This is a genomic window from Psychrobacter immobilis (assembly GCF_904846175.1).
In the GTDB taxonomy this organism is placed as follows: domain Bacteria; phylum Pseudomonadota; class Gammaproteobacteria; order Pseudomonadales; family Moraxellaceae; genus Psychrobacter; species Psychrobacter immobilis_E.
Genome location: NZ_CAJGZM010000014.1, coordinates 1 through 22,434, shown reverse-complemented (window position 1 = coordinate 22,434; position 22,434 = coordinate 1). Strand labels below are relative to the sequence as shown.

The following is a 22,434-nucleotide window of genomic DNA, read 5'->3' as shown; positions in this document are numbered from 1 at the left end:
CCTTCTGTAGGTCTTTTTGTACTTTTAAAGGTGATAATGTCTTATGAGCGAAGGTGTTCACTCAGGCGACTCACTGCTGTCCTCATTTATGATTTCATATAAATCACCAACATTGATTCTAAGATACGTGCATAAAGACTCGATGACATCTAGATCAACTCGGGTGGCTTCTTCATGATACATGCGAGTAATGGTGCCACGATTGATGCCAGTATCCCTTGCGACATCGGCAATTTTAAGGCGTCTTTCGCCCATGATGGTCGATAAGTGACACTTCACCATAGTGGTTTCCTCATTAACGATTGGTGGTTTTTGATTGGTGAGCGGATTATAACGAATATGAGCGGCTAACGTATTCCTTTTAGTAGCTCAAATTGATATTCAACAGCGGTAATTTACCTAGTAGTAGGCAGTTTGTTATGCTGTCTTTAATGCAGGACGTCTATCATAATGGATAGACGCTAGTTAGAAAAGACGATGCTATTTTGACTATGAAGTATTGCTATTAGTAGTGATGTGACGTACATTTTTAGTTATACTTATATACTTATATACTCAATGCATGCTACAGGGATCTGTATTTATGAAGGTAATCGCGGTATTAAATCAAAAAGGTGGCAGCGGCAAGACTACCATCGCAACGCATCTGGCTCGTGGCTTACAGTTGAAAGGCCATAGTGTTCTGCTAGTAGATAGCGATCAGCAGGGCAGTGCGCGTGACTGGAGAGCGGTTGATGAAGACAATCCGGTACCAGTGATCGGGCTTGATAGACCAACACTTGATAAAGATTTAAAAAGCGTCTCTGATAAAGATTATGTGGTGATCGATGGATCGCCGCAAGCTACTAGTCTGGCTATTTCTGCTATAAAAGCGGCTGATTTTATATTGATTCCGGTGCAGCCGAGCCCCTATGATATCTGGGCGACCAGCGATTTGGTTGATTTAGTGCAGCAGCGTATTGAGATGATGGATGGCCAACTAAAGGCAGCCTTTGTCGTTTCACGCGCCATTCAAAATACCAATATTGGTAAAGAGGTGGCAACCGCGCTGCTTGATTATAATCTTCCGGTATTAGAGACCAGAGTGATGCAGCGAGTTGCTTATCCTAATAGTGCTGCCCTTGGTAAGACAGTATTTGATACCGAATCGCCTAGTAGCAATGCGATACAAGAGATAACCGCATTGGTCAGTGAGATTCAAACATTTTTTGGTGAGGAATAAGTTATGAGTTTATCAGCAGGTCGTCCTAGTAAGAACGTTAAGGATCAGTTAGCGCTATCAGATGTGACGGATAGTTCCAAAAAGACGGTACGAGTGAATTTCAATCTAGATGAAGATAAGCATGTTGCACTCAAACGGTATGCGCTTGAGAGCCGCAAAACGGTTACTGAGCTGTTGACTGAGATGATTGAGGAAAAGTTGGTTGAGCGATAGGTATAAAAAATTCGTTTTTCTATACCTACTTAGATTAACACACCAAGTGCAACGCTAATTAATATTATAGAACGCCTGCATAGGCGTCTTAAACCCTAATCGTTTTCTTGGTCTGTTGTTTAGTTTGTTCTCAATGTCCTGTATTTCATTATCAGAGACTTGTCTAAAGTCACAACCCTTAGGCAAGTACTCTCTGATAAGGCCATTGGTATTCTCGTTGGTTCCTCGCTGCCATGACGCATAAGCATCGGCAAAGAAGAAAGGGCTAAAGAGCTTTTGTTTCACCTTCTTATGCTGAGCAAACTCTTTACCATTGTCAGAGGTAATGGTCTTAACCTGCAAACTCACTGGCGCTAAGAGCTCTATCATTGCCTCTGATACTTGCTGGGCTGTTTTATGACCCACACGCTTCATCTTCAGCAGCCCCGTTTTACGTTCAACGAGCGTGACAATCGCTTGCTTGTGATGCTGACCGATAACGGTATCCGCTTCCCAGTCACCAATACGTGAGCGTTCTTCAACAATACAAGGGCGCTCATGAATCGAGACTCTGTCATTGATACGGCCTGGAGTCTCAGCGGTTAGACGCTGCCGGTATGGTTTGGCTTTACGTCTGAGACACTGCCACAATGTGCCGCCCTGCCTCTTATCACGCCAAATATAGCGATAAATGCTCATATGACTGATACCAGCATGAACGCCAGATATTTGCTCAGGACGCAAGTTCTCTTTAAGCTTGTCTGTCACCCATGCCCAGATGTCAGCCACAATAGTTGTGGCGTTGTTAGCCCGTCTGTCACAAGCCTTGTTATTAGCATGCTTTGCTCGGTAACCTCGTAGGCTTTTATTGCGTCTAAGCTCTCTTGATATGGTACTGGGACTTCTGTTTAACGCCCTCGCTATAAAATTAATACTATGTTTTGCCCCTATAAGGGCATAAATCTGGTATCGTTCCCCTAGGCTTAGATGTGTATAGCTCATGGTTGCAATCTCACTTTGGTCGGTGGATAAAAACTTTGATGCTAGCGCATCTAGGTCTTTTTTTTACCTTGCATTTGGTATTGCACTTCATGTGTTAATCTAAGCACTAAATAAGTAGAACTAAGCTGCCATATTAAATTTCTGAATCGGCGTAAAGCCACCATTACCCATATTGGGTCTTTCGTTATTATAGTGATTGATCCAAGCTTCGGCTTGTTGTCTCACTTGATCTAAACTATCAAACAATTCTTGATTAAGCCAATCATAACGCACTGTTTTATTAAATCGTTCAACATAAGCATTTTGCTGGGGATTACCAGGCTCGATATATTCAATAACGATACCTTGCTTAGTTGCCCAATCCTTTAAATCATTACTGATGTATTCAGGGCCATTATCACACCTGATTTGATTAGGCTTACCACGGTACTCTATAAGCTGATTTAAACTACGTATCACTCTTTGAGCTGGCAACGAGAAGTCAACCTCAATGGTTAATGCTTCACGATTAAAGTCATCAATGACATTAAAGAGTCTAATGGCACGACCATCGGTTAAAGCATCGTGCATAAAGTCCATGCTCCAGCTTTGATTGATGTTAGAAGGTACAGCAAGCTTTTGGGGTTTGTCTCGTTTAATACGCCGTTTAGGCTTTATTCTTAGGTTTAATTCAAGCTCACGGTAGATACGATAAACACGTTTATGGTTATAAGGCAGACCCAGTACATTTCTTAGATATAAGAAGCATAGTTTAAAGCCCCAGTTTTTATGACTACTTGTTAAATCAATCAACAGCTTAGCTATCTGCTCATTGTCATCCGCTGTCTTTGGCTGATAGTAATAGCAGGTTGTGCTGATGTTAAAGATCAGACAGGCTAAACGGATGCTAATGGCTCTGGCATTGATGTAATGCTGAGCAAGCTCTTTGCGCCTAGAGGGCGCTACCACTTTTTTGACATGGCGTCCTGTAAGATGTCTGATTTAAGCCGTTCCTCGGCGTACATCTTCTTCAGACGAGCGTTCTCAGCTTCTAATTCTTTAAGACGGGTAATTAATGAGGCATCCATGCCACCATATTTGGAGCGCCATTTGTAAAACGTGCTCTGGCTTATATTGTGTTCACGTAGTATGTCACTGACAGGTACGCCTTGTTCTGCTTGTTTGAGTATATTAACAATCTGAGTGTCGGTAAATCTTGATTTTTTCATGTCGAAATCTCCTGCTGGTATTTTAGCAGTTAGTTTCTATTTGTAAGTGTTCTTATTTATTGGGGGGATTACCGTTCCACGCACCGAGCTGAATCTAAGCCGCAATTTATAAAAATGGCTTTACTTATAGGTTTGTATTTTGGGGTTGCTCAGGGAATAATGCCGCTGATTGGTTACGCACTTGGCTCTACCATGCTGGGCTGGTTTGCTGAAGGGGCGGCTTGGGTTGCTTTTGTCATATTGGTAGCAATTGGCATCAAAATGCTCTATGAGTCACGTTCCGTTAATGACGATGATACTCGGATCAATTTAAGTCATAAAACCTTGCTGTCGTTAGCCATAGCTACCAGTCTCGATGCCATGGCAGCAGGCTTTACCTTAAATCTGTTGGCTGTTAATGCTTATGTTGCCTGTTTAATCATTGCACTGACGACCGCTATTTTAAGTGTCTTAGGAGCTTATATAGGACGCCAATCAGGGACATGGCTCGGCAGTTGGGCAGAAGCGCTAGGCGGTTTGGTGTTGATCGCTATTGGTGTGAATATGGTGGTGTAAAGGCGATCTTATATTTGAGAATTTTCAGAGACTAATCAAAAGATAGGAATACGATTGCTTCATGTTGAAAGGTACACTGAGCTGCTATAAACAATGTGGGCTATTTTTATTATTAGCCTACAGCTGAAGATTTGTGTCCTCACTAGGGGAACTAAAATCATTGAATAATGTTGTACTTGTTGAGGTGCTTTAATTGGGTTCAATTCTCTATATAGGAATCGAACTGCTAGTGTTGGATATGAATTTAATGTCTATGAGGTCGATAGTATGGGTCATCATCATTAAGCTTTCTGATTAAAATTTCCCAAGTTAGTTTCTACAATTTCTTCAGCATAACTCAGTGATTGCGCTGCTTGAAGCTGTGATGTTAGTATGAGGAGGAGATTTCTAAAACACACTTACAAATACTGGTCTAAACAAGATCTCAAAATATAAGGATACCGTCATGGGTAGTTTTTCAATTACACATTGGCTAATTTTATTGGTAGTAGTGGTGGTCGTATTTGGTACTGCTAAGCTTAAAAATGCTGGCAAAGACTTAGGTGGTGCAGTAAAGGGTTTTAAAGAAGCAGTGAAAGATGAAGAAACTGAGCATGCTCATAACAAACGTGTGCTTAGCCATGAAAATGATACACAAGCAGGCAGTCAGGTTGATGATATGGAAATCAGCCCCGTCACCACTTATGATAAGCACAAAGTATGAAGCGCGCCGCTTATAAATAGCGGCACTAAGTAGTCTATTAATATATGTGACTGTTATGTTTGATATTGGGTTTTCCGAATTACTCTTGTTTGGCGTCATTGCTTTAATCGTATTGGGCCCAGAAAAACTGCCGCAAGCCGCACGTACCGCTGGGCAATGGTATGCCAAAATGCGTCGTATAGTATCAACACTACAGTCTGAAATAGAAGCTGAGCTTGATCTAGCTGAAACGCGTCAACAAATGCAAAATGAACTTGCAAAAATCCGTCAGACCGAGTCGGATATGAAGCGTGAAATGGTGGAAATGCGTGGCAGTATGCAAAAATTTGAGCATTCACAGAACAAAAGCTTAGACGTTTCGCATCAGCCAATCACTCCTTATGATAAAGACAATCAACCGAATACTTCCTCCTCGTTCATTAAACAGGAGGCGGATCAGTGAGCCTATTTAAACGGCAAAAAAGTCGACAAGAAAAAATAGCAGATACAGAGTTTGAGGCAACAATACAAAATAATGAGTCTGGAGATACGTTAGGTACGCTTGGCGATATGCCTATCACTGAACACTTAATCGAGCTGCGCACACACTTAATAAAAATATGCGTTGCCGTTTTAATTATATTTTTAGCATTGGTAGGGTTTTCACGCGAGCTTTATAATCTTTTATCAGACCCATTAGTGGCGCAGTTACCCCTCAATTCGACTATGATTGCCACCGACATAACATCAAACTTTATGGCACCCATTCGCTTAACGATATTCGTCGCCGCATTTTTAGCAATGCCTTATATCCTGTATCAAATTTGGTCATTTGTAGCTTCCGGCTTATATAAAAAAGAGAAGAAAATTGCCATTCCTGTACTGCTATCTTCAATATTTCTATTTTATGCGGGTGTTGCTTTTTCCTACTTTGTCGTACTCAAAGGGGTATTGAAATTTTTTATTATGTTCGCTCCGCAGAACGTCATACCGATGACCGATATTGACAGTTATCTGAGCTTTGCACTCAAATTGTTTATGGTGTTTGGACTGACTTTTGAGATTCCAGTGGTCACCTTACTACTGATAATGGCCGGAATCGTTTCTACTCAGAGTCTAGAAGATAAGCGTCGTTATATTATAGTCGGCTGTTTTGGGATTGCCGCGGTAGTGACACCGCCTGATGGCGTATCAATGCTGTTACTAGCGATTCCTATGTGGCTACTGTTTGAGCTGGGTTTACTCTTAGCAAAAATATTAATTAAAAGTGAACGAAATAACGATTTAGTCTCAGGGAATGAAACATTAGAAAGTACCTAGCAATAGAAAGTAGCCAGCAATACCTTAAACACGCCAAGTACCTCTCTTTGATAGCTGACTCACTGGCTAAGATAAGCAAATCAAATGGACGACACCAAACTTACTATTCTTTAGATGCTTACTCTAGACTTTCAGTAGATTATGCAAGTTTACTAAAAACACTTGTTTAATGGACACTCGCTGGTAGTGGGGCTTAGATTTTATTATCTAGTTCTCTGATTCAAATAGATTGGTCTCTGATATCTCCCGAGAACTTCAATATTAATAAGTCGAGACGGGTTCTTCTGTTTCACCACTATTTAACACTTCAGAATCATTACTACGGTTAATACCTACATCGTCATTTGACATATCTTCGCTGACTATCGCACCATCCTCGGAAACTGCCCCAGTATTCTCAGGCATATCATTACTTGGCAGAATAGCACTTTCCTCTCGGTTACTATGCATGGGCTCACTGGAAATAGCTATCTCAGCTGCTGCTTCTTGCTCTGATGTTTGTGAGTCAACCTCTAGAGCTGAACCTTCCATCGTTGATTCGTCTTTTTTATCACAAGCACTTAATGTTAATGCCGATGTTGCTAGTATGACAAATAGCCATTTTCTACGGGTGGTGTTTGATTTCTTATTGTCAGGGGATAGTTGGATTATGGTAGCAGTTTTTAGAGTTTTATTTATCATATTCATAATGCTCTCAGCTCTCTAGCCTAATTAGTTGGTAATAACCTTTAAAGTTATGCCGTTAGATAAAATGCTAATCAGTAAGGTTTAATTAATATCATAGGACTATACTAACAATTAAGGGTAGCTACCTTATCAGTTACAGCACAATTATGTTAAAAATTCGTAACTACCTGTCAATGAGTCATGTCTTATGGTTGGCTGAATATAAGTAAGCGCTGATTACCTAAAATAAATAAAGTAATAGAGCAAATGATAATTTATTGAGTAGGCTTCCGCACTTAACGCACTCTGAGGTCTTAATCTACTGCTTCATAAGAAAATGCTTACATGCAAAAATTCCGCATAAATGCTGGCTTGAAGCCATTATTAGTCTCGATAAATCGGCATAAATTTGGCTAAGACTTGAGACGTAAATATCAAAAAAAAATCATTAATGTTAGAATGGTTTTAAGCTCTACTTCAGTCAGTTTACTTTAAATTTCTAGGTCACTCTTAATGATGACTTAAGCCGATCAAATAAGGTCAGATATATGCTAATCACAGAGCTGGGATATTTTGCTTTGCTGGTAGCCTTTGTGCTCGCCATATTGCAAGTGATATTACCTACATGGGGTGTATTAAATAACAATGTTGCTATGCAACGTTTAGCGCCTAGTCTAGCTTGGGCACAATTCTCTATGATGATGCTGTCATTCGTAGGATTGATGGCAGGGTTTTATTACAATGACTTTAGTCTGGAATATGTGACCCAACACTCTAATAGCTTACTACCTTGGTATTACCGAGTATCAGCGACTTGGGGTGGCCACGAAGGCTCGTTATTGTTATGGATGACTATTCTGGCGACTTGGGCAGCATTAGTCTCTTTATTTAGCCGCGGTTTACCATTATCTATGCGTGCGCGGGTGTTGGTTATTATGGCTGGCGTGCAGACGATGATGTTATCGATGCTTATTTTCACCTCATCGCCGTTTAATCGCACCTTGCCTTATCTAATGGTCGATGGTGTAGACCTAAATCCAGTACTACAAGATCCTGGATTAATCATTCACCCGCCAATGCTATATATGGGTTATGTTGGCATGGTCGTGCCTTTTGCTTTTTGTATGGCAGCATTGTGGGCAGGGAGGCTGGATGCAGTATGGGCACGCTGGTCGCGGCCTTGGACTCAGGCGGCTTGGGGTTTTTTAACGCTAGGCATCGCTCTGGGTTCTTGGTGGGCTTATTATGAGCTTGGCTGGGGTGGCTGGTGGTTTTGGGATCCAGTGGAGAATGCTTCTTTGATGCCATGGCTGGCGGGTACGGCATTATTGCATTCATTGGCTGTCACTGAAAAGCGTGGTGTCTTTAAGGCATGGACCATTATGCTGGCCATCTTTACCTTTGCGCTAAGTTTGCTAGGTACCTTCCTTGTGCGTTCTGGCGTCATTACCTCTGTGCATTCATTTGCAGCTGATCCAACCCGAGGCCTCGTTATTTTAGTTATTTTAGCGATAGTCATCGGCGGTGGATTAATTATGTTTGCGCTGCGTGGCTGGCAGTTGACTGTTGAAAGTCAATATCGCGCGATATCGCGTGAGTCTTTTTTAGTCATCAATAACGCCATTATCTTAATAGCGACTTTAGTCGTCCTACTTGGTACCTTGTATCCTATCATTGCTGATGCCTTTAATTTAGGCCAAGTCTCCGTTGGTGCGCCTTATTTTAATGCTTTATTTGTACCGCTAACGTGGTTATTAATGCTTGCGATGGGCATGGGCTCGAATATTCGTTGGAAGAAGGACAGTCGACCTTTACTTGGACCGGCACTGATTATCGGTATTAGCAGTGCTGTTTTGGGTGCAATTATCAGCTATTTCGTGTATCCAGTAGCAATGTTTAATATCGCGGTGACTGTCGCGTTGAGTCTATGGGTATTGGCATGGATGTTCATCGATATTAAAGATAAGACTAAAAACGCTAAAACTCGACTGGCTGGTATTAAACGTCTGAAAAGTAGTTATTGGGGCATGCAGACCGCCCACGTAGGCGTATTAATCGCCGCGATAGGTGTGGCATTTACCTCTAGTATGAGTATTGAAACCGATGTGGCGATGGGTATCGGCGACAGCGTTCATGTTCAAGGTTATGATTTTGAGATTAAAAGTTTTACAGAGGTCAAAGGCAGTAACTATGATGCGACCGAAGCCGAAGTCTTAGTCAGTAAAGAGGGTCAATCGGTTACGACATTGCGGCCACAAAAACGTACTTACGTGGTGAGTATGATGCCGATGACCGAAGCTGCAATTGATGACCGACTAAGCCGAGATCTATATGTCGCGTTAGGTGAACCTATCGCTGAAGACAGTAATCAGTGGGCCATCCGCATCTATGTCAAACCACTTATCCGTTGGATTTGGCTGGGTTCTATTATCATGGTACTCGGTGTAGTGATATCGATGTTAGATCCTCGTTATCGCATCAAACCTAGGAAGTATTCCAAAATTTTAGAAGATGATCTTGACTATGGTATCTATGAAGACAGGCCTATAGATATAAAGACTGGGGTAAAATTAGTTAATAGTTCAGTTACTCAGTCAGTAGAGGAGCGCTAAGGTTATGGAAAGTAAACAACTTAAACTGTGGTTTTTGATTCCGCTTATCGTGTTTATTGGTTTCATTATTATGCTTTTTTTTAGACTGGGTAAACCGACGGAAATCGTGACCAATACAGCACTCGAACGTCCAGTACCAACTTTTGAGTTGCCACTATTGTCTGATACCAGTCTCATGGTGACAGACTCACAAATGCCAACATCTCCTTATTTAATCAATATTTGGGGTTCATGGTGTCCGACTTGTGTGTATGAACATCCTTTCTTTTTAGAATTAAAGAAGCGTGGTGTCCATACGGTCGGTGTGAACTATAAAGACGAGATTGGTGATGCGCTTAATTACCTTAATGAGCTTGGCGATCCGTATTTGATGTCTGTGCAAGACTATTCTGGTCAGTTCGCCTTGGATTTAGGTTTGACTGGTGCCCCTGAGACTTTCGTTGTCGATAGCAAGGGCATTATTCGTCAGCATATCGTTGGTGAAGTAAACGAAGAAAATTGGCAAAGTCGGATTAACCCTTGTTTAAAACTTCTACAACAAGAGGCTACTGGTGAAAAAATAGCATCTACCCAAGTTGAAGAGGTTTGCCAATGAACGCTAACACCTCATTATTTTACAGACTAGTGTTAATCCCAGTTTTTGTGCTTTTTACCTTATTAATAGGAGCGACAAACCTGAGTCATGCGGCTATCGAAGTTTACGACTTTGATTCAAAACGGCAAGAAGCGCAGTACCGCGGCCTAATTGATGAGTTTCGTTGCCCGAAATGCCAAAATCAAAATCTGGCAGGTTCTGATGCACCTATCGCCCAGGATTTAAAGCAAAAAACTTATGATATGGTAAAAGATGGTCGCTCGGACGCTGAGATTCGTCAGTATATGCAAGAGCGGTATGGCGATTTTATTAGTTATAGTCCACCAGTACGTCCATCTACATGGATACTTTGGTTCTTTCCACCCCTGTTATTAATCTTAATACTGGGCGGCTGGTTTTGGCGCAATCATACTCGTGGTAAAGCTCCTAATAAAGCTCCTAGTAAACGCCCTATTATGCCGAATACAGATATAAGTAGTTCACTAACAGTTAAAGAGCAAGCAGCGTTAGATAGGCTGTTAGCAAGTCGGGAAGAATCAGGTAAGACAACGACAGAGGCAACGATAGACGAAGCTAACCTAACTGAGACTAAGCCCTCTAATCTTAAAACGACGAAACCCAAACCTAATGGGCAAACACGCGATAAAGGAGATTCCTTATGACTGTGTTTTCTACTCTTGTCATATTTATTATTTTTAGCCTATTAGTTGCTCTATTAGCCGCATTGATAGTCATCGTACCGTGGTTGCGCTCAAGTAGAGAGGCGCCTGATCCTGTAGACAATCGGCTCATTGATCTAAATATCGATGTGTATAAGTCCAGATTGCGTGAGCTCGCTGCTGATAAGGCAATAGGTACTATAGATGATGTTCAATATATAGACCAAAAAACAGAACTTGAGCGCCAGTTATTAGATGCTGAACAAATCGCAACACCTATGCAATTGCCTAGTCTCAAAGGTCAGTTGGCACTGATAGTCTGTGTGCCAGTATTGGCGATATGTGCTTATGTGCTTTTCAGCGATCGTAGTGATGTGTTTGACTTATGGCGTGCGCAGGATAGGGTGGGTGAAGTATCAGAGGAGCTGCTTTCCGGCAAGATTGAAGTACTACCAGAGTGGGCTTTTGAAGATGGTGCAGGGCTGTTCACGACCATTCAGACCAATGTCCATCGTAATGCTGATGATTCTTACCGCTGGATGGTATTGTCGGAAATATTTTTATCTTTTGAAGAGCCTGAATCCGCTTTAGAAGCCCTGTCGAGAGCTTATAGGCTGTCCCCTGATGATAAAAATATTGCGGCAGAGTATGCGCAGTTAAGCTTTTTAGCAAATGGCGGTAGTCTTGATGTCGAGACCCGCCGAGTCTTGGAGGACATCTTGAAAGGCGATCCTGAGAACGAGGCAGCACAGATGTTGATGGCAAGGGGCGAGGCGAAAGCAGGTAACTATGAGCAGGCACAAGGCTGGATAGCTAAAATGCGTCAGCGTATGGAACAAAATCCAGGCGATGACATGCATGCGCTTACTGGCTTGGACGAGTTAACAGCCAATATTGTCAGGCAACAAGCGCAAGCTGCTGAAGGTGTCGATGTATCTGTCACTGTAAATGCTAAGTTACTACCTTTGATAACCGCTGATGATGTGTTGTTTGTCGCTATTCGCGCCGCTGCAGGTGGGCCGCCCTATGCGGCAAAACGAATACCGATTAGCAATTTAAAGCAAGGCAATATCAGTTTAAGCCTAAGTAATCTAGACGCGATGATGGCTGATAGAACTTTACAACCTGCTCGCGTATCAGGTGAGCAGCTGGTTGTGACTGCGCGCATTAGCCATTCTGGTAATGCTATTTCCGCATCTGGTGATTTATCCTCTAATCCAGTTTTGCTAAAAAGTGACCAGCAACAAGTAAATATTGAAATCAATCAGCAAGTACCTTAAGTTCTAAAGCTAACTGCTATTGTTAATTAGAAATTTTTTAATCTTTGAAAGCCCCGACAATCTCGGGGCTTTTCTGTATGTAAGATAGTATGAAAATTCAGGAAATAATAAAGCTTGGTATGCCTTATAACACCTGATTTGCTCTTATATTAAAAGGCTTATTGAAATTAAGAATTTGTTCTACAGTTTTAGGCTGAACTAAGCTTATTCCTTACTAAAAATAGGATTTTTTATGTTATCATTATCTTTAGTGAGGATATAAACAACTTTCAGTTTTAGTTTATCTATATCAAGCAATAGCTAGGTTAAAAATTAATACACAGTACACCTATAAAAACAACTTATCACCCATTTTAAAATAAAAATAATGGCTGGTTTAGTCTTATAATTCTTATGAAAACTGCTTTGAATATTACTGTTTTACTACTTGTTAGCCAGCGTGAATATATTTAGAGGTGACCTATGCAACCTGAACAACCATTACAAACCCAACAGCAACCAGTTAGACGCGAGTGGCTCAGTGCTCTAATCATGGCTTTTGTTGCCTTGCCATTTATAGCCCTTTTATTCCTTTGCGCTTACGGTTTCATCATTTGGTTCGGTCAAATGCTGTTCTGGGGACCCCCTTCTTAAGTCTATTAACTAGCGTCCCGTCAGTAACTAATATTGTCCAATCGCTAATCTCTATTATTTTCACGCAAAAAGTGGACAAATAACCGCCCAAATTATATGAAATCTAAATGGCTATGAAATACAGTAAGGAATCATCATGAAAGCAATCATGAATGCAATCAAAAGCCTATTTAACTGGCTGCGTCGTCTTCTTTTTAAACCTTCTGCAAAAATCGGATTGGGTCTTCTCGTCATCATAGGCTTTGCGGGCGGAGTTTGGTTCTGGGCAGGGTTTAATGCTGGCATGCAAGCAACCAACACCGAAGAGTTCTGTACTTCTTGTCATACTATGGGTGATAACATGTTACCCGAGCTCAAGAAAACTGTGCATTTTAAAAACCGTACTGGCGTTAGGGCAGAGTGTTCAGATTGTCACGTACCCCATGACTTTACGGCTAAAGTTGCGCGTAAAATGCAAGCCTCACGTGAAGTACTGTCACAACTAATGGGTGACATTGGTACGCGAGAAAAATTTCTTGATCATCGTGTGGTATTAGCACAACGTGAGTGGGGCCGCTTCAAAGCTAACGATTCTAAAGAGTGTCGCACTTGCCATGATTACGACAGCATGGATTTTGATAAAATGCGTGTCACCTCACAAATGATTATGCGTAGTGCGGCTGAACGTGATGCCAGCTGTCTTGATTGTCACAAAGGGATTGCGCACGAGTTACCAAATACTGAAGGTATGCACAATCCAGCATTTGATTCGCTATTGTCTGAAGCAAGAAGTACCAAAATTAAAGATGGTCAAAACTATTACAACATTGTACCGCAAGATTTATATACCTCAGATGATAGAAAGACTAAAGCAGGTAGTATAGAAATTGCTGCACCCGTTAAAGTATTGGCGCACAAAGATGGTGGAGTACAAATTGAGCTGGATATGTGGCGCAAAAACAAAGGCTTTGGTCGCGTATGGTATACCAACTTTGGTCTAAATATTCCTGATGCCATTATCGAAAAAGACTTAGCTAGTGATGAGAGTTTAATTACAAAAGGCGAGCTGAAAGAAGATCCACTCACTGGTCTTGAATGGCAAAAAGTGAAGGCTCAGTTCTGGGTTGCCGAAGGAGGCCTCATGGAGAGTATCGAGCCGGCTTGGGACGTTGCTAGCCAGACGTATAGTGATAGCTGTAGTACTTGCCACCGTCAACCAGATCCAAGTGGACACGATGCCAACCAATGGCCAGGCCTATTTAGTGGAATGGTAGGGTTTACTAACTTAGACAATGATAGTGCAGCTATGGTCTTAAAATATCTACAACTGCACTCATCAGACTTTAGAAAGAACCCTCAAGGTAGTGGTTCGCCTGAAAATACGTTCCAAGGTGCTAGACCGTAACTAGAGAAAATAATTAGAGAGACATATTATGAAAAACATCAATCGCAGACGCTTTCTCAAGTCACTAGCTGCTTTAACGGGTACCGCCTTGTTACCGACGTCACTACTTGCCGATAACAGTATCGTTACTGGTAAGACTGGGAAAAAGCCTGATTTGAGTGGCTGGAAAATGTCCGGTGCTCACTGGGGTGCCTTCCGTGCCAATGTTCAGGGTGACAAACTCGTTGAAGTGCAGCCCTTTGAGTTTGATCAGTTCCCGACCGATATTTTGCAGGGGGTACATGGGATTATTTATAGCCCATCACGGGTACGTTATCCTATGGTTCGGGTTGACTGGTATAAAAACCGTCATAAAAGTGATACTACACAGCGCGGTGATAACCGTTTCGTACGCGTCGGTTGGGATGCTGCTTTAGACATGGTCTATGAAGAGCTTGAGCGTATTCAAAAGGACTATGGTCCTTGGGCGTTGCATACGGCTAACGTCGGCTGGCGGTCAGTAGGACAGATCCACAGTTGTGGTAACCATATGCTACGCGCTGTGGCGATGCACGGCCGTAGTGTAGGTACAGCAGGGGATTATTCAACGGGTGCCGGTCAAGTTATTATGCCTTACGTGTTAGGTTCGACTGAGGTGTATTCACAAGGTACATCATGGCCGCTGATTTTAGAAAATTCAAAAGTCATCGTTATGTGGGCGAATGACCCCGTCAAAAACTTACAAGTTGGCTGGAATACAGAAACTCATGAATCTTATGAGTACTTAGAAAAATTACGTACTAAAGTTAGAAATAAAGAGATTGAGGTTATCTGTATTGACCCGGTCAAAAGTAAAACTCAGAACTATCTAGAGTGTGATCATCAATATGTTAACCCACATACTGATGTGGCGTTTATGCTGGCTATTGCGCATACGCTATATACCGAAAAGCTTTATGATAAAAAATTCATTGATGTCTATACTCTCGGCTTCGAAGAGTTTATTCCTTATGTGATGGGGAAAACTGAAGATAAAATTGAGAGAACCCCAGAGTGGGCAGAAAAGATTTGTGGTATCAAAGCGGACCGTATCCGTGAGCTTACCCGCAAAATGGCAAAGAACCGTACCCAGCTTATTTTCGGATGGGCGATTCAGCGTCAACAACATGGTGAGCAACCTTATTGGATGGGAGCGATTATCGCTGCTATGCTTGGTCAGTTTGGTCAGCCGGGTGGGGGTATTAGTTATTCGCACCACTATAGCTCATCGGGTGTACCAGCTTCAGGTGCTTCTATGCCGGGTGCTTTCCCACTAAACCTCGATACGGGCCGTAAACCTAAGCACGATAACGAAGACTTTAATGGTTATAGCTCTGTCATACCAGTCGCGCGCGCTATTGATTGCTTACTTGAGCCGGGTAAAGAGATTGACTTTAACGGTCATAAAGTTACCCTTCCGCCTTATAAAATGGGTATTTTTTCAGGCTGTAACCAATGGCATCGCCATCAGCAGCGCAATCGCATGAAGGAGGCGTACCGCAAAGTTGAGACAGTCGTTGCGGTCGACTATAACTGGACGGCTACCTGTCGTTTTGCTGACATTGTACTGCCAGCATGTACGCCTTATGAGCGTAATGATATTGATGCTTACGGTACCTATAGTAATCGTGGCGTTATTGCCATGCACAAGCTGATTGACCCGCTTTATCATTCTAAGTCAGACTTTGATATTTGGTATGAACTAACCAAGCGCATGAATCGTGAAATCGAATATAGCCGTAATATGAATGAGATGCAGTGGATTGAGCAAATCTACGAAGAGTGCCGTGCGGATAACTTGAAAAAAGACTTTTTTATGCCGGAATTTTCTGAATTTTGGAAAAAAGGCTACGTGCTATTCCCAGAGGGTGAAAACTGGACAAGACATGCTGATTTCCTTGAAGATCCTGAAGTCAATGCACTTGGTACACCATCAGGTTTTATTGAGATAAGCAGCCGAAAAATTGCCAGTTATGGTTATGATGACTGCAAGGGCCATCCTACTTGGATGGAGAAAATCGAACGCTCACACGGTGGTCCTGGTTCAGATAAGCATCCACTATGGCTACAATCAGTGCATCCAGATACCCGTCTACATTCACAAACTTGTGAGTCTGAAGAGCGTCGTGCAACCTATACTGTGCAAGGTCGTGAACCTTGCTATATGGGACCTGAAGATGCAAAAGCTCGTGGTATCAAAGATGGTGATATTGTGCGCGTTTTTAATGATCGTGGTCAGTTGTTAGCAGGTGCGGTAATTTCTGATAACTTCCCACCTGGTATCATTCGTATACAAGAGGGTGCATGGTATGGACCTACTGGCCCTGAAATCGGTGCGCTAGATACGTATGGTGACCCTAATACGTTAACCATTGATATCGGTACCTCAAGTCTTGCACAAGCGCCTAGTGCCAATACTTGTATCGTCGAGATGGAGAAATTTGTTGGTAAAGCACCAGCAGTGACTTCTTTCGGTGGTCCAAAGTATGTCAATCCAGATGGTAGTGTTGCTGCATTATCCCAAATGGGTTAGTTTAGTTTGGAATAGTAAGTGATAAAAAGTGCCTTTGTAAGCCGTATGCGATGTAAATAGCATGTGTAACTTACAAAGGCATTTATTTATTTATATAGATGATCTGTTCTAATGTGGTGCTTAATGCCATTATCATATAAAAATAAAACTGCTATTTAATAAATGTGTTAATTAATAGAAGCAACTGCCAATAACACATAAAAATATTTTAAATTGGATATAAAATGAACATAACTGAAGATAAAATGAACTTCTTTGAAGAATGGCAAGCTGCTAATCCGGCACGTTCTGCACTTTATCGTTGGTTTGCAGATATTTTCGCGCGTGAGCTTACCTCAGCAACCTTAGGTGAATGGCAACAGAATAAAGCTTACGATAGTATTCACAAGGTATTTGTTAATCTCGGACTTGAGCAACACAGTAATCGCGTCAAAGCTGCCATTGATAATTTGCAGCAATTCCCACAAGAGCATCGTGCCATTGAGCTTGCCGCAGATTTTGCGCAGATATTCTTACTCAGTGGTGATGATAGTGCACCGCCTTACGCTTCTTATTATCTGAGCAGCGATAAACATCTTTATGGCAAACCTGCTGCTCATATGATGCGCTTCCTTGATAGCCAGCAATTAAGCCTACATCCTGAATTTCGTGAACCGAATGATCATTTAAGTGTCTATTTTATCGTTATGAGCTTATGGATTAATAAAGCTATTGAGCAGCAGCTTGATATGCTCAACACGGTACAAGAACAAATCGATTTTCTTGATAGTGCTTTACTTAATTGGCTACCGCAGTTCACTGCATACTGTCAAAAGATTAATGTGCAAACAGATATTTATCCTGCACTTGCTGCTTTAGTAGAGCAGTTTGTTATAGAAGATAGAGCAGCACTAGAGAGCATAGTGAGTTAGTGATTAGCTAGTTTGTGCATAATGGGTGTCTTAAATAAATACATGACAGTCTTAACCTGCGTAACATTAATTTTGTATAGCATTAAGTATAAGTGAGTATAAAGCCAATGATTACCCTTGAACAACTTCAGCAGTATATAACCCAGCGTATTCAAAGCTATAATCAAGATGACTTTCCTATAGTAAAAAGAGCAACGCAAACGTGTGACCTGCTAGACAGTCAAAATCATATACTTGCGCAAGAGATAGTATCGCCTTTTACGATTCCTAGAAACAACCTATCGGCGATGGATGGCTACAGTGTTGCTGCTGGTAGTGACCTTAGCAAAAATGGAACTATCGATATTATAGGTGAGTCGCAAGCAGGTAAACCGTTCACTGGCAATCTACAAGCTGGACAAGGTGTACGTATCTTTACCGGTGCGGTAGTTCCTGACAGCTGTGATACGGTCATCATGCAAGAAAACACCAATTTTTTAGATATTAGAGAGTCACTTGATAAATCAAAAACCTATTCAATCACCTTATCTCAAACGGTTGTAGTCGATGAGCATATTCGCAAACAAGGTGAAGAGATTGAGTCAGGTGAGGTGGTATTAACTGCAGGTAAACGTTTGAACCCTGCTGATATTAGCTTGCTTGCCAATTTGGGCGTTGATAAAGTCGACATCTATAAACCCTTAGTCGTTGGGCTATTGGCTACTGGTGATGAGTTGGTTGCTTTAGGTGAGCCAATCAATAACTTGGCACAGATTTATAATTCTAATACGCCAACACTTAAAAGTATGTTGTCTGGCTTGCCAGTGATTATTCATGACTATGGCATTATCCCTGATAATTTGGATAAGACGACTGCTGCCGTTACTGAAGCCATGCATGACTGCGATGTGCTGATTTCTACCGCTGGGGTTTCAGTAGGCGACTATGATTTTTTAACCGCCGTCATTGAAAAATTAGGGCAAATAAACCACTATAAAGTAGCCATGAAACCAGGCAAGCCTTTTGTGTTTGGTGAGTTAAGTAAAGACCTTGATAAGCCCGTATTATATTTTGGCTTACCGGGTAATCCTTTATCTACTGTGGTTGGCACTTTACAGTTAGTTATTCCGGCGCTATGGCGTCTATCAGGCGTACGCACTAATGATTTACCGATGACCTTAAAGGTGCGAGCAACTCTACAAGGTAATATTAAGAAGTCAGTAGGTCGCAAAGATTTTCAACGCGGTGTCTTGTCGCAGGATGATAATGGTAACTTACAAGTGACCAGTTTTGCCAACCAGCAGTCTCATCGTATTAAACAGCTCAGTAATGCTAATAGTTTGATTGTGCTAGCCCAAGAATCCGGCAATGTCGTAGCAGGGGAAAAGGTAGAGGTGCAGTTATTTCCTTGGTCATAACTTTCCTTCTCTTCCTTGTCTATAGTATAGCTTGTCAAATATGAAACTAGTAACGCAGTCAACTAGAGAAAGCAGTTAAATCAACTTTCCGCTGCTTATCCCTATAAGTTTTAATATCAACTGTTTTAGTGTTAGATATAAGACTTGTAGGGTTACTAGCTATCTAACGTTAGTTTGTTACAATGACTATTCATCATAACAAGTTTTAAATAATAAAAAATATTGATTCATAACCTGAGGCAACGCTTAAAAGTCCACAACATATTCAAAACTAACGGTAATACATTATGTCCTATCACGCCCCCACAATAGGGAATGCACAACTGTATTCACCTGTGGCAATATCTGTTATCCATGACGGTAAAAAACTTTCTATCATCGATGCCACTGTTGATAATCTGCCCCTTGATTCGTCCCTTCCTATTAATACTAGCCATCAACAACTGACAGATGGTTTTGCACGACGTCTGACTTACTTACGTCTATCCATTACTGATTTTTGTAATTTTCGCTGCGAGTATTGCCTGCCAGATGGCTATCAAGGCAAGCCCCCACAAAACGAGCTCAGTATCAACGAAATTGCCACCTTAATCCGCGGCTTTGCCCAAGTTGGCACCAAAAAAGTTAGGATTACCGGCGGTGAACCTTCTATACGCCGTGATGTGGTAGACATTATTAAAACCATCAAAAACACCGAAGGTATTGAAACGGTTGCTATGACCAGCAATGGCTATAAGCTTGGCAAGCATTTGGTTGCTTGGCAAGCGGCTGGACTGAATCAAATCAATATCAGTATGGACAGCTTTGACGCCGCAACCTTCCATAAGATGACAGGCTTTGATATGTTGCCGCAGCTCTTGGCTGATATGGATACCTTACTTGCGACCACAGATATTAAGCTAAAAATAAACAGTATTTTAATGGCTGAAACCGCCTTTGAAAATCTGATGAATGCAATCGACTATGTCAAAGACAGAGCGGTCACCTATCGCTTTATCGAATTTATGCAGACCAGTGACAACAGCGATTTGTTTTTTGCCCAGCACGCACAGTCTGACATCATCACCAATTATTTAATCAAGCACGGCTGGCAAACCCATGTGCGTGGCAGCAATGACGGTCCAGCGATAGAATATAGCCATCCAGATTATAAAGGCCGTATCGGTATGATTGCCCCTTATGCTGCCCACTTCTGTGACAGCTGCAATCGTCTGCGGGTTAGTAGCCAAGGTAAGGTGCATCTGTGTCTATTCGACCAAGGTAACTACGATATTCGTCCGTATCTCGAGCAAGACGATGTGGCCGGGCTTGTGAATACCTTGCACAGCTTTATGCCGATTAAACCTGAGCATCATCATCTTCACGAATCAAACAGCGGCATGATGAATAATTTGTCGATGATTGGCGGTTAGAATTATCAACCATATACTAATAATCAAATTTTTTATTTTTTATAACAAGCATAGTTATTAAGGATTATTCATGAGTAAGCTGCAAGCACCCTTTACCCCGCTCAATATCGCCATCTTAACGGTTTCTGACAGTCGTACTCTTGCAGAAGATACCTCAGGGCAATATTTGGTTGACCAATTGACCGCAGCAGGCCACCAACTGGCGGATCGTCAGTTGATTATTGATGATATTTATAAAATCAGAGCCGTCATTAGTGGTTGGATTGCCGACCCAGATGTGCACGCCATTATTACCACTGGTGGTACGGGTTTCTATATCAGAGACAGTATGCCTGAAGCAGTCGGCGTATTATTTGATAAATCGGTTGATGGTTTTGGTGAGATGTTCCGCCTAATTTCAAAAGACGATATCGGTATGTCGACGATTCAATCTCGCGCTGTGGCTGGTATGGCAAACGGTACAGGTATTTTTTGCTTACCCGGCTCATCAGGTGCTTGCCGCACTGCTTGGGAAGGTATCTTACAAGAGCAGCTCGATAGCCGCACACGTCCTTGTAATTTTGTGCCACATTTTATGCGTACCAATCCAGGTCACGATTAATTCATGGTTGAAGTGGCAGACAGCTTAATAAAAATAGGTGCATTCAATCGCTTAGCAGGTATCGTTATCTTGGCAGGCGGCGCATCCAAACGTATGGGAACGCCAAAAGCTGAATTAATCCTACCAACAGGCGAGCGCCTACTTGATTATCATGTTAGACAAGCGCTTGAATTAAGCGCAGCTATGATGAGTAATATATCTATCATGATTGCAGATAATGGACGTGGTTTTACCATTGACCCAAATTTGATGAAGAAACACCCGAAATCGCCAATTTTCCATATTGCTGACTATCTTTCAGTTAATAATTTTTCGATTAACAATGTTTTAATTAAAAATGCTTCTAGCAATGAAACATATAGTAGTGATGAGAAACAGATCGAAACCGGCGGCGCATTAGTGGCCATTGAGTCAGCGCTGCAGTCATTGAAGAAATCGACAAATACGACTGAGCTAACACAATTGCCAGACGAGCAATCCTCTTGGCTGCTGGTTATTAGCTGTGATAGCTTGATTCCTGTCACCGATTTATGGCAAAAACTGCAACCTTATATAGCGCAAGCTGCAGATAAATCGGTTATTTGTCTTAACGATGATTCTCATTTATATCCGTTATTAGGTTTGTACCGTTTAGATATTGAGCCTGATTTAAAGCAGTATATTGACGATGGTCAGCGGCAAGTCATGAGATTTATTAAACCTATTGTGCAGCCTGTACCTTTTATAGAAGAGTGGCAGCATTTAACCAATTTTAATACTCCTAAAGATTTTGAGCGTGCTTGTTTAGCCCTAAGCAGCTTATAAAAAAGCTTATTAAGAGAAACTATAAATGAATAGCGATAGTCAGCAAAAAAGTAACCCACAAAGTAATCAATCTGCCCTATCACATTTAGATAGCGATGGTGACATTACCATGGTCGATGTCAGTGGCAAAACCGCTACTACAAGAGAAGCACATGCAAGCGGTCAAGTAATTTTCCCTGCGGATATTTATAAGCAAATTAAAGCTGCTGATGGTATGACCAAAAAAGGCAGTATCACCCAGACCGCTCATATCGCCGGTATCATGGCAGCAAAACGTACCCATGACTTGATTCCACTTTGCCATCCTCTGCCATTAGATAAAATTGCCTTAAGCTTTGAATACAATAATAGCCAAAACAGTATCACTGTGACCGCGACCGTTAAGGTCACTCATAAAACTGGCGTAGAAATGGAAGCGTTAACTGCCGTCAGTGTCGCCTGTTTGACCATTTATGATATGACCAAAGCCATCTCGCATGACATCGTGATTGATAATATTCATTTGATGAAAAAAACTGGTGGTAAATCCGACTATCAGCATGCGTAAATTAGCCTGATTAATATCGTATGCAAAAGCTGAGTAATGAATAAATAACGGAGATTTCTATGAGCACTTTAATACCTAGATTCAAATAAGAAGTGCAACGTTTTAAAAGAATGAGTTGAAGAGTAAGATGTGCCGTGTTGCATTTCAAACTTCAACTCCTACATATCAGAACGTTATGAAACACTATACACATCTTACCCA

At 41.6% G+C, this 22,434-nt stretch carries 22 protein-coding genes and 1 pseudogene; 19 read left to right on the top strand and 4 right to left on the bottom strand.

From position 1 onward, the window contains the following. Positions 1–57 precede the first annotated feature (57 nt). Positions 58–282: a helix-turn-helix domain-containing protein gene (locus JMW39_RS12490; protein ID WP_025652654.1), complete on the bottom strand. Its 225-nt coding sequence runs from the start codon at positions 280–282 to the stop codon at positions 58–60. A 301-nt stretch (positions 283–583) separates the two neighbouring features. Between JMW39_RS12490 and parA the strand changes: the two genes are divergently transcribed. Together parA and JMW39_RS12480 are read left to right on the top strand one after the other, a co-directional pair. Continuing rightward, the gene (parA, locus tag JMW39_RS12485) at positions 584–1,222 is read left to right on the top strand and encodes a ParA family partition ATPase (RefSeq protein ID WP_201547029.1); all 639 of its coding nucleotides are present in this window, start codon (positions 584–586) and stop codon (positions 1,220–1,222) included. Positions 1,223–1,225: 3 nt separating this feature from the next. Continuing rightward, entirely contained in the window at positions 1,226–1,435 is a 210-nt protein-coding gene (locus JMW39_RS12480) for a plasmid partition protein ParG (RefSeq protein WP_144297959.1), read from the top strand. Positions 1,436–1,489: 54 nt separating this feature from the next. Here the strand turns inward: JMW39_RS12480 and JMW39_RS12475 are convergent, their stop codons facing one another. Continuing rightward, complete coding sequence (locus tag JMW39_RS12475) at positions 1,490–2,416, bottom strand: IS30 family transposase (RefSeq protein ID WP_201547028.1); 927 nt, start codon at positions 2,414–2,416, stop codon at positions 1,490–1,492. 120 nt (positions 2,417–2,536) lie between these two features. Beyond that, positions 2,537–3,624 (bottom strand): IS3 family transposase gene (locus tag JMW39_RS12470; RefSeq protein ID WP_201547027.1). Its coding sequence is split into 2 segments (ribosomal slippage): positions 2,537–3,372 and positions 3,372–3,624, totalling 1,089 coding nucleotides; the frame shifts between segments, so codons are not numbered across the junction. Between the two features lie 102 nt (positions 3,625–3,726). Here JMW39_RS12470 and JMW39_RS12465 point away from each other — a divergent pair. The 4 genes and pseudogenes from JMW39_RS12465 to tatC form a co-directional block, all read left to right on the top strand. After that, positions 3,727–4,179: pseudogene (locus tag JMW39_RS12465) on the top strand (manganese efflux pump MntP family protein); the annotation flags it as partial. Positions 4,180–4,624: 445 nt separating this feature from the next. Continuing rightward, positions 4,625–4,882: a Sec-independent protein translocase subunit TatA gene (tatA, locus tag JMW39_RS12460; protein WP_201541813.1), complete on the top strand. Its 258-nt coding sequence runs from the start codon at positions 4,625–4,627 to the stop codon at positions 4,880–4,882. A gap of 55 nt (positions 4,883–4,937) precedes the next feature. Further along, positions 4,938–5,324, top strand: coding sequence for a Sec-independent protein translocase protein TatB (tatB, locus tag JMW39_RS12455; protein ID WP_201547025.1), 387 nt, complete (start codon positions 4,938–4,940; stop codon positions 5,322–5,324). Beyond that, positions 5,321–6,181, top strand: coding sequence for a twin-arginine translocase subunit TatC (tatC, locus tag JMW39_RS12450; RefSeq protein WP_201547024.1), 861 nt, complete (start codon positions 5,321–5,323; stop codon positions 6,179–6,181). The genes tatB and tatC overlap by 4 nt, the downstream gene beginning before the upstream one ends. Positions 6,182–6,442: 261 nt before the next feature. On the opposite strand, the gene JMW39_RS12445 is transcribed toward tatC, so the two are convergent. Next, positions 6,443–6,868, bottom strand: coding sequence for a hypothetical protein (locus JMW39_RS12445; protein ID WP_201547023.1), 426 nt, complete (start codon positions 6,866–6,868; stop codon positions 6,443–6,445). Between the two features lie 527 nt (positions 6,869–7,395). On the opposite strand from JMW39_RS12445, the gene JMW39_RS12440 reads away from it, so the two are divergent. The 13 genes from JMW39_RS12440 to moaC all read left to right on the top strand — a co-directional run bounded on the left by JMW39_RS12440 (position 7,396) and on the right by moaC (position 22,233). Next, entirely contained in the window at positions 7,396–9,459 is a 2,064-nt protein-coding gene (locus tag JMW39_RS12440) for a heme lyase CcmF/NrfE family subunit (protein ID WP_201547022.1), read from the top strand. Positions 9,460–9,463: 4 nt separating this feature from the next. Continuing rightward, a complete protein-coding gene (locus JMW39_RS12435) occupies positions 9,464–10,054 on the top strand; it encodes a DsbE family thiol:disulfide interchange protein (protein ID WP_089553938.1) in 591 nt (196 codons plus the stop codon). Beyond that, entirely contained in the window at positions 10,051–10,716 is a 666-nt protein-coding gene (locus tag JMW39_RS12430; RefSeq protein ID WP_201547021.1) for a cytochrome c-type biogenesis protein, read from the top strand. The genes JMW39_RS12435 and JMW39_RS12430 overlap by 4 nt, the downstream gene beginning before the upstream one ends. Then, positions 10,713–11,993, top strand: a complete 1,281-nt coding sequence (gene ccmI / locus JMW39_RS12425) for a c-type cytochrome biogenesis protein CcmI (protein WP_201547019.1) — start codon at positions 10,713–10,715, stop codon at positions 11,991–11,993. Before JMW39_RS12430 ends, ccmI begins: the two co-directional genes overlap by 4 nt. Before the next feature lie 462 nt (positions 11,994–12,455). After that, positions 12,456–12,626 (top strand): periplasmic nitrate reductase, NapE protein, encoded by a 171-nt coding sequence (locus JMW39_RS12420; RefSeq protein ID WP_201541825.1) that lies wholly within the window; start codon positions 12,456–12,458, stop codon positions 12,624–12,626. A gap of 136 nt (positions 12,627–12,762) precedes the next feature. Beyond that, positions 12,763–14,010 carry a pentaheme c-type cytochrome TorC gene (torC, locus tag JMW39_RS12415; RefSeq protein WP_265088460.1) on the top strand — a complete coding sequence of 416 codons (1,248 nt, stop codon included), beginning with the start codon at positions 12,763–12,765 and terminating at the stop codon, positions 14,008–14,010. A 28-nt stretch (positions 14,011–14,038) separates the two neighbouring features. Then, complete coding sequence (torA, locus tag JMW39_RS12410; protein ID WP_201547011.1) at positions 14,039–16,561, top strand: trimethylamine-N-oxide reductase TorA; 2,523 nt, start codon at positions 14,039–14,041, stop codon at positions 16,559–16,561. Between the two features lie 224 nt (positions 16,562–16,785). Further along, positions 16,786–17,472, top strand: coding sequence for a molecular chaperone TorD (gene torD / locus JMW39_RS12405; protein ID WP_227679518.1), 687 nt, complete (start codon positions 16,786–16,788; stop codon positions 17,470–17,472). A 107-nt stretch (positions 17,473–17,579) separates the two neighbouring features. Beyond that, entirely contained in the window at positions 17,580–18,869 is a 1,290-nt protein-coding gene (gene glp, locus JMW39_RS12400) for a gephyrin-like molybdotransferase Glp (protein ID WP_201547039.1), read from the top strand. A 287-nt stretch (positions 18,870–19,156) separates the two neighbouring features. Continuing rightward, positions 19,157–20,281, top strand: coding sequence for a GTP 3',8-cyclase MoaA (gene moaA / locus JMW39_RS12395; RefSeq protein ID WP_201547009.1), 1,125 nt, complete (start codon positions 19,157–19,159; stop codon positions 20,279–20,281). A 70-nt stretch (positions 20,282–20,351) separates the two neighbouring features. Continuing rightward, positions 20,352–20,882 carry a molybdenum cofactor biosynthesis protein B gene (gene moaB, locus JMW39_RS12390; RefSeq protein ID WP_089555991.1) on the top strand — a complete coding sequence of 177 codons (531 nt, stop codon included), beginning with the start codon at positions 20,352–20,354 and terminating at the stop codon, positions 20,880–20,882. 3 nt (positions 20,883–20,885) lie between these two features. Then, complete coding sequence (locus JMW39_RS12385; RefSeq protein ID WP_201547007.1) at positions 20,886–21,686, top strand: molybdenum cofactor guanylyltransferase; 801 nt, start codon at positions 20,886–20,888, stop codon at positions 21,684–21,686. A 25-nt stretch (positions 21,687–21,711) separates the two neighbouring features. Continuing rightward, positions 21,712–22,233, top strand: coding sequence for a cyclic pyranopterin monophosphate synthase MoaC (gene moaC, locus JMW39_RS12380; protein WP_201547005.1), 522 nt, complete (start codon positions 21,712–21,714; stop codon positions 22,231–22,233). Positions 22,234–22,434: the final 201 nt, after the last annotated feature.

Bases quoted from the DNA above. Each gene is read 5' to 3' on its own strand.
- JMW39_RS12490 (WP_025652654.1), bottom strand. From the start codon at position 282: ATGGTGAAGTGTCACTTATCGACCATCATGGGCGAAAGACGCCTTAAA.
- parA (WP_201547029.1), top strand. From the start codon at position 584: ATGAAGGTAATCGCGGTATTAAATCAAAAAGGTGGCAGCGGCAAGACT.
- JMW39_RS12480 (WP_144297959.1), top strand. From the start codon at position 1,226: ATGAGTTTATCAGCAGGTCGTCCTAGTAAGAACGTTAAGGATCAGTTA.
- JMW39_RS12475 (WP_201547028.1), bottom strand. From the start codon at position 2,416: ATGAGCTATACACATCTAAGCCTAGGGGAACGATACCAGATTTATGCC.
- tatA (WP_201541813.1), top strand. From the start codon at position 4,625: ATGGGTAGTTTTTCAATTACACATTGGCTAATTTTATTGGTAGTAGTG.
- tatB (WP_201547025.1), top strand. From the start codon at position 4,938: ATGTTTGATATTGGGTTTTCCGAATTACTCTTGTTTGGCGTCATTGCT.
- JMW39_RS12445 (WP_201547023.1), bottom strand. From the start codon at position 6,868: ATGAATATGATAAATAAAACTCTAAAAACTGCTACCATAATCCAACTA.
- JMW39_RS12440 (WP_201547022.1), top strand. From the start codon at position 7,396: ATGCTAATCACAGAGCTGGGATATTTTGCTTTGCTGGTAGCCTTTGTG.
- JMW39_RS12435 (WP_089553938.1), top strand. From the start codon at position 9,464: ATGGAAAGTAAACAACTTAAACTGTGGTTTTTGATTCCGCTTATCGTG.
- JMW39_RS12430 (WP_201547021.1), top strand. From the start codon at position 10,051: ATGAACGCTAACACCTCATTATTTTACAGACTAGTGTTAATCCCAGTT.
- ccmI (WP_201547019.1), top strand. From the start codon at position 10,713: ATGACTGTGTTTTCTACTCTTGTCATATTTATTATTTTTAGCCTATTA.
- JMW39_RS12420 (WP_201541825.1), top strand. From the start codon at position 12,456: ATGCAACCTGAACAACCATTACAAACCCAACAGCAACCAGTTAGACGC.
- torC (WP_265088460.1), top strand. From the start codon at position 12,763: ATGAAAGCAATCATGAATGCAATCAAAAGCCTATTTAACTGGCTGCGT.
- torA (WP_201547011.1), top strand. From the start codon at position 14,039: ATGAAAAACATCAATCGCAGACGCTTTCTCAAGTCACTAGCTGCTTTA.
- torD (WP_227679518.1), top strand. From the start codon at position 16,786: ATGAACATAACTGAAGATAAAATGAACTTCTTTGAAGAATGGCAAGCT.
- glp (WP_201547039.1), top strand. From the start codon at position 17,580: ATGATTACCCTTGAACAACTTCAGCAGTATATAACCCAGCGTATTCAA.
- moaA (WP_201547009.1), top strand. From the start codon at position 19,157: ATGTCCTATCACGCCCCCACAATAGGGAATGCACAACTGTATTCACCT.
- moaB (WP_089555991.1), top strand. From the start codon at position 20,352: ATGAGTAAGCTGCAAGCACCCTTTACCCCGCTCAATATCGCCATCTTA.
- JMW39_RS12385 (WP_201547007.1), top strand. From the start codon at position 20,886: ATGGTTGAAGTGGCAGACAGCTTAATAAAAATAGGTGCATTCAATCGC.
- moaC (WP_201547005.1), top strand. From the start codon at position 21,712: ATGAATAGCGATAGTCAGCAAAAAAGTAACCCACAAAGTAATCAATCT.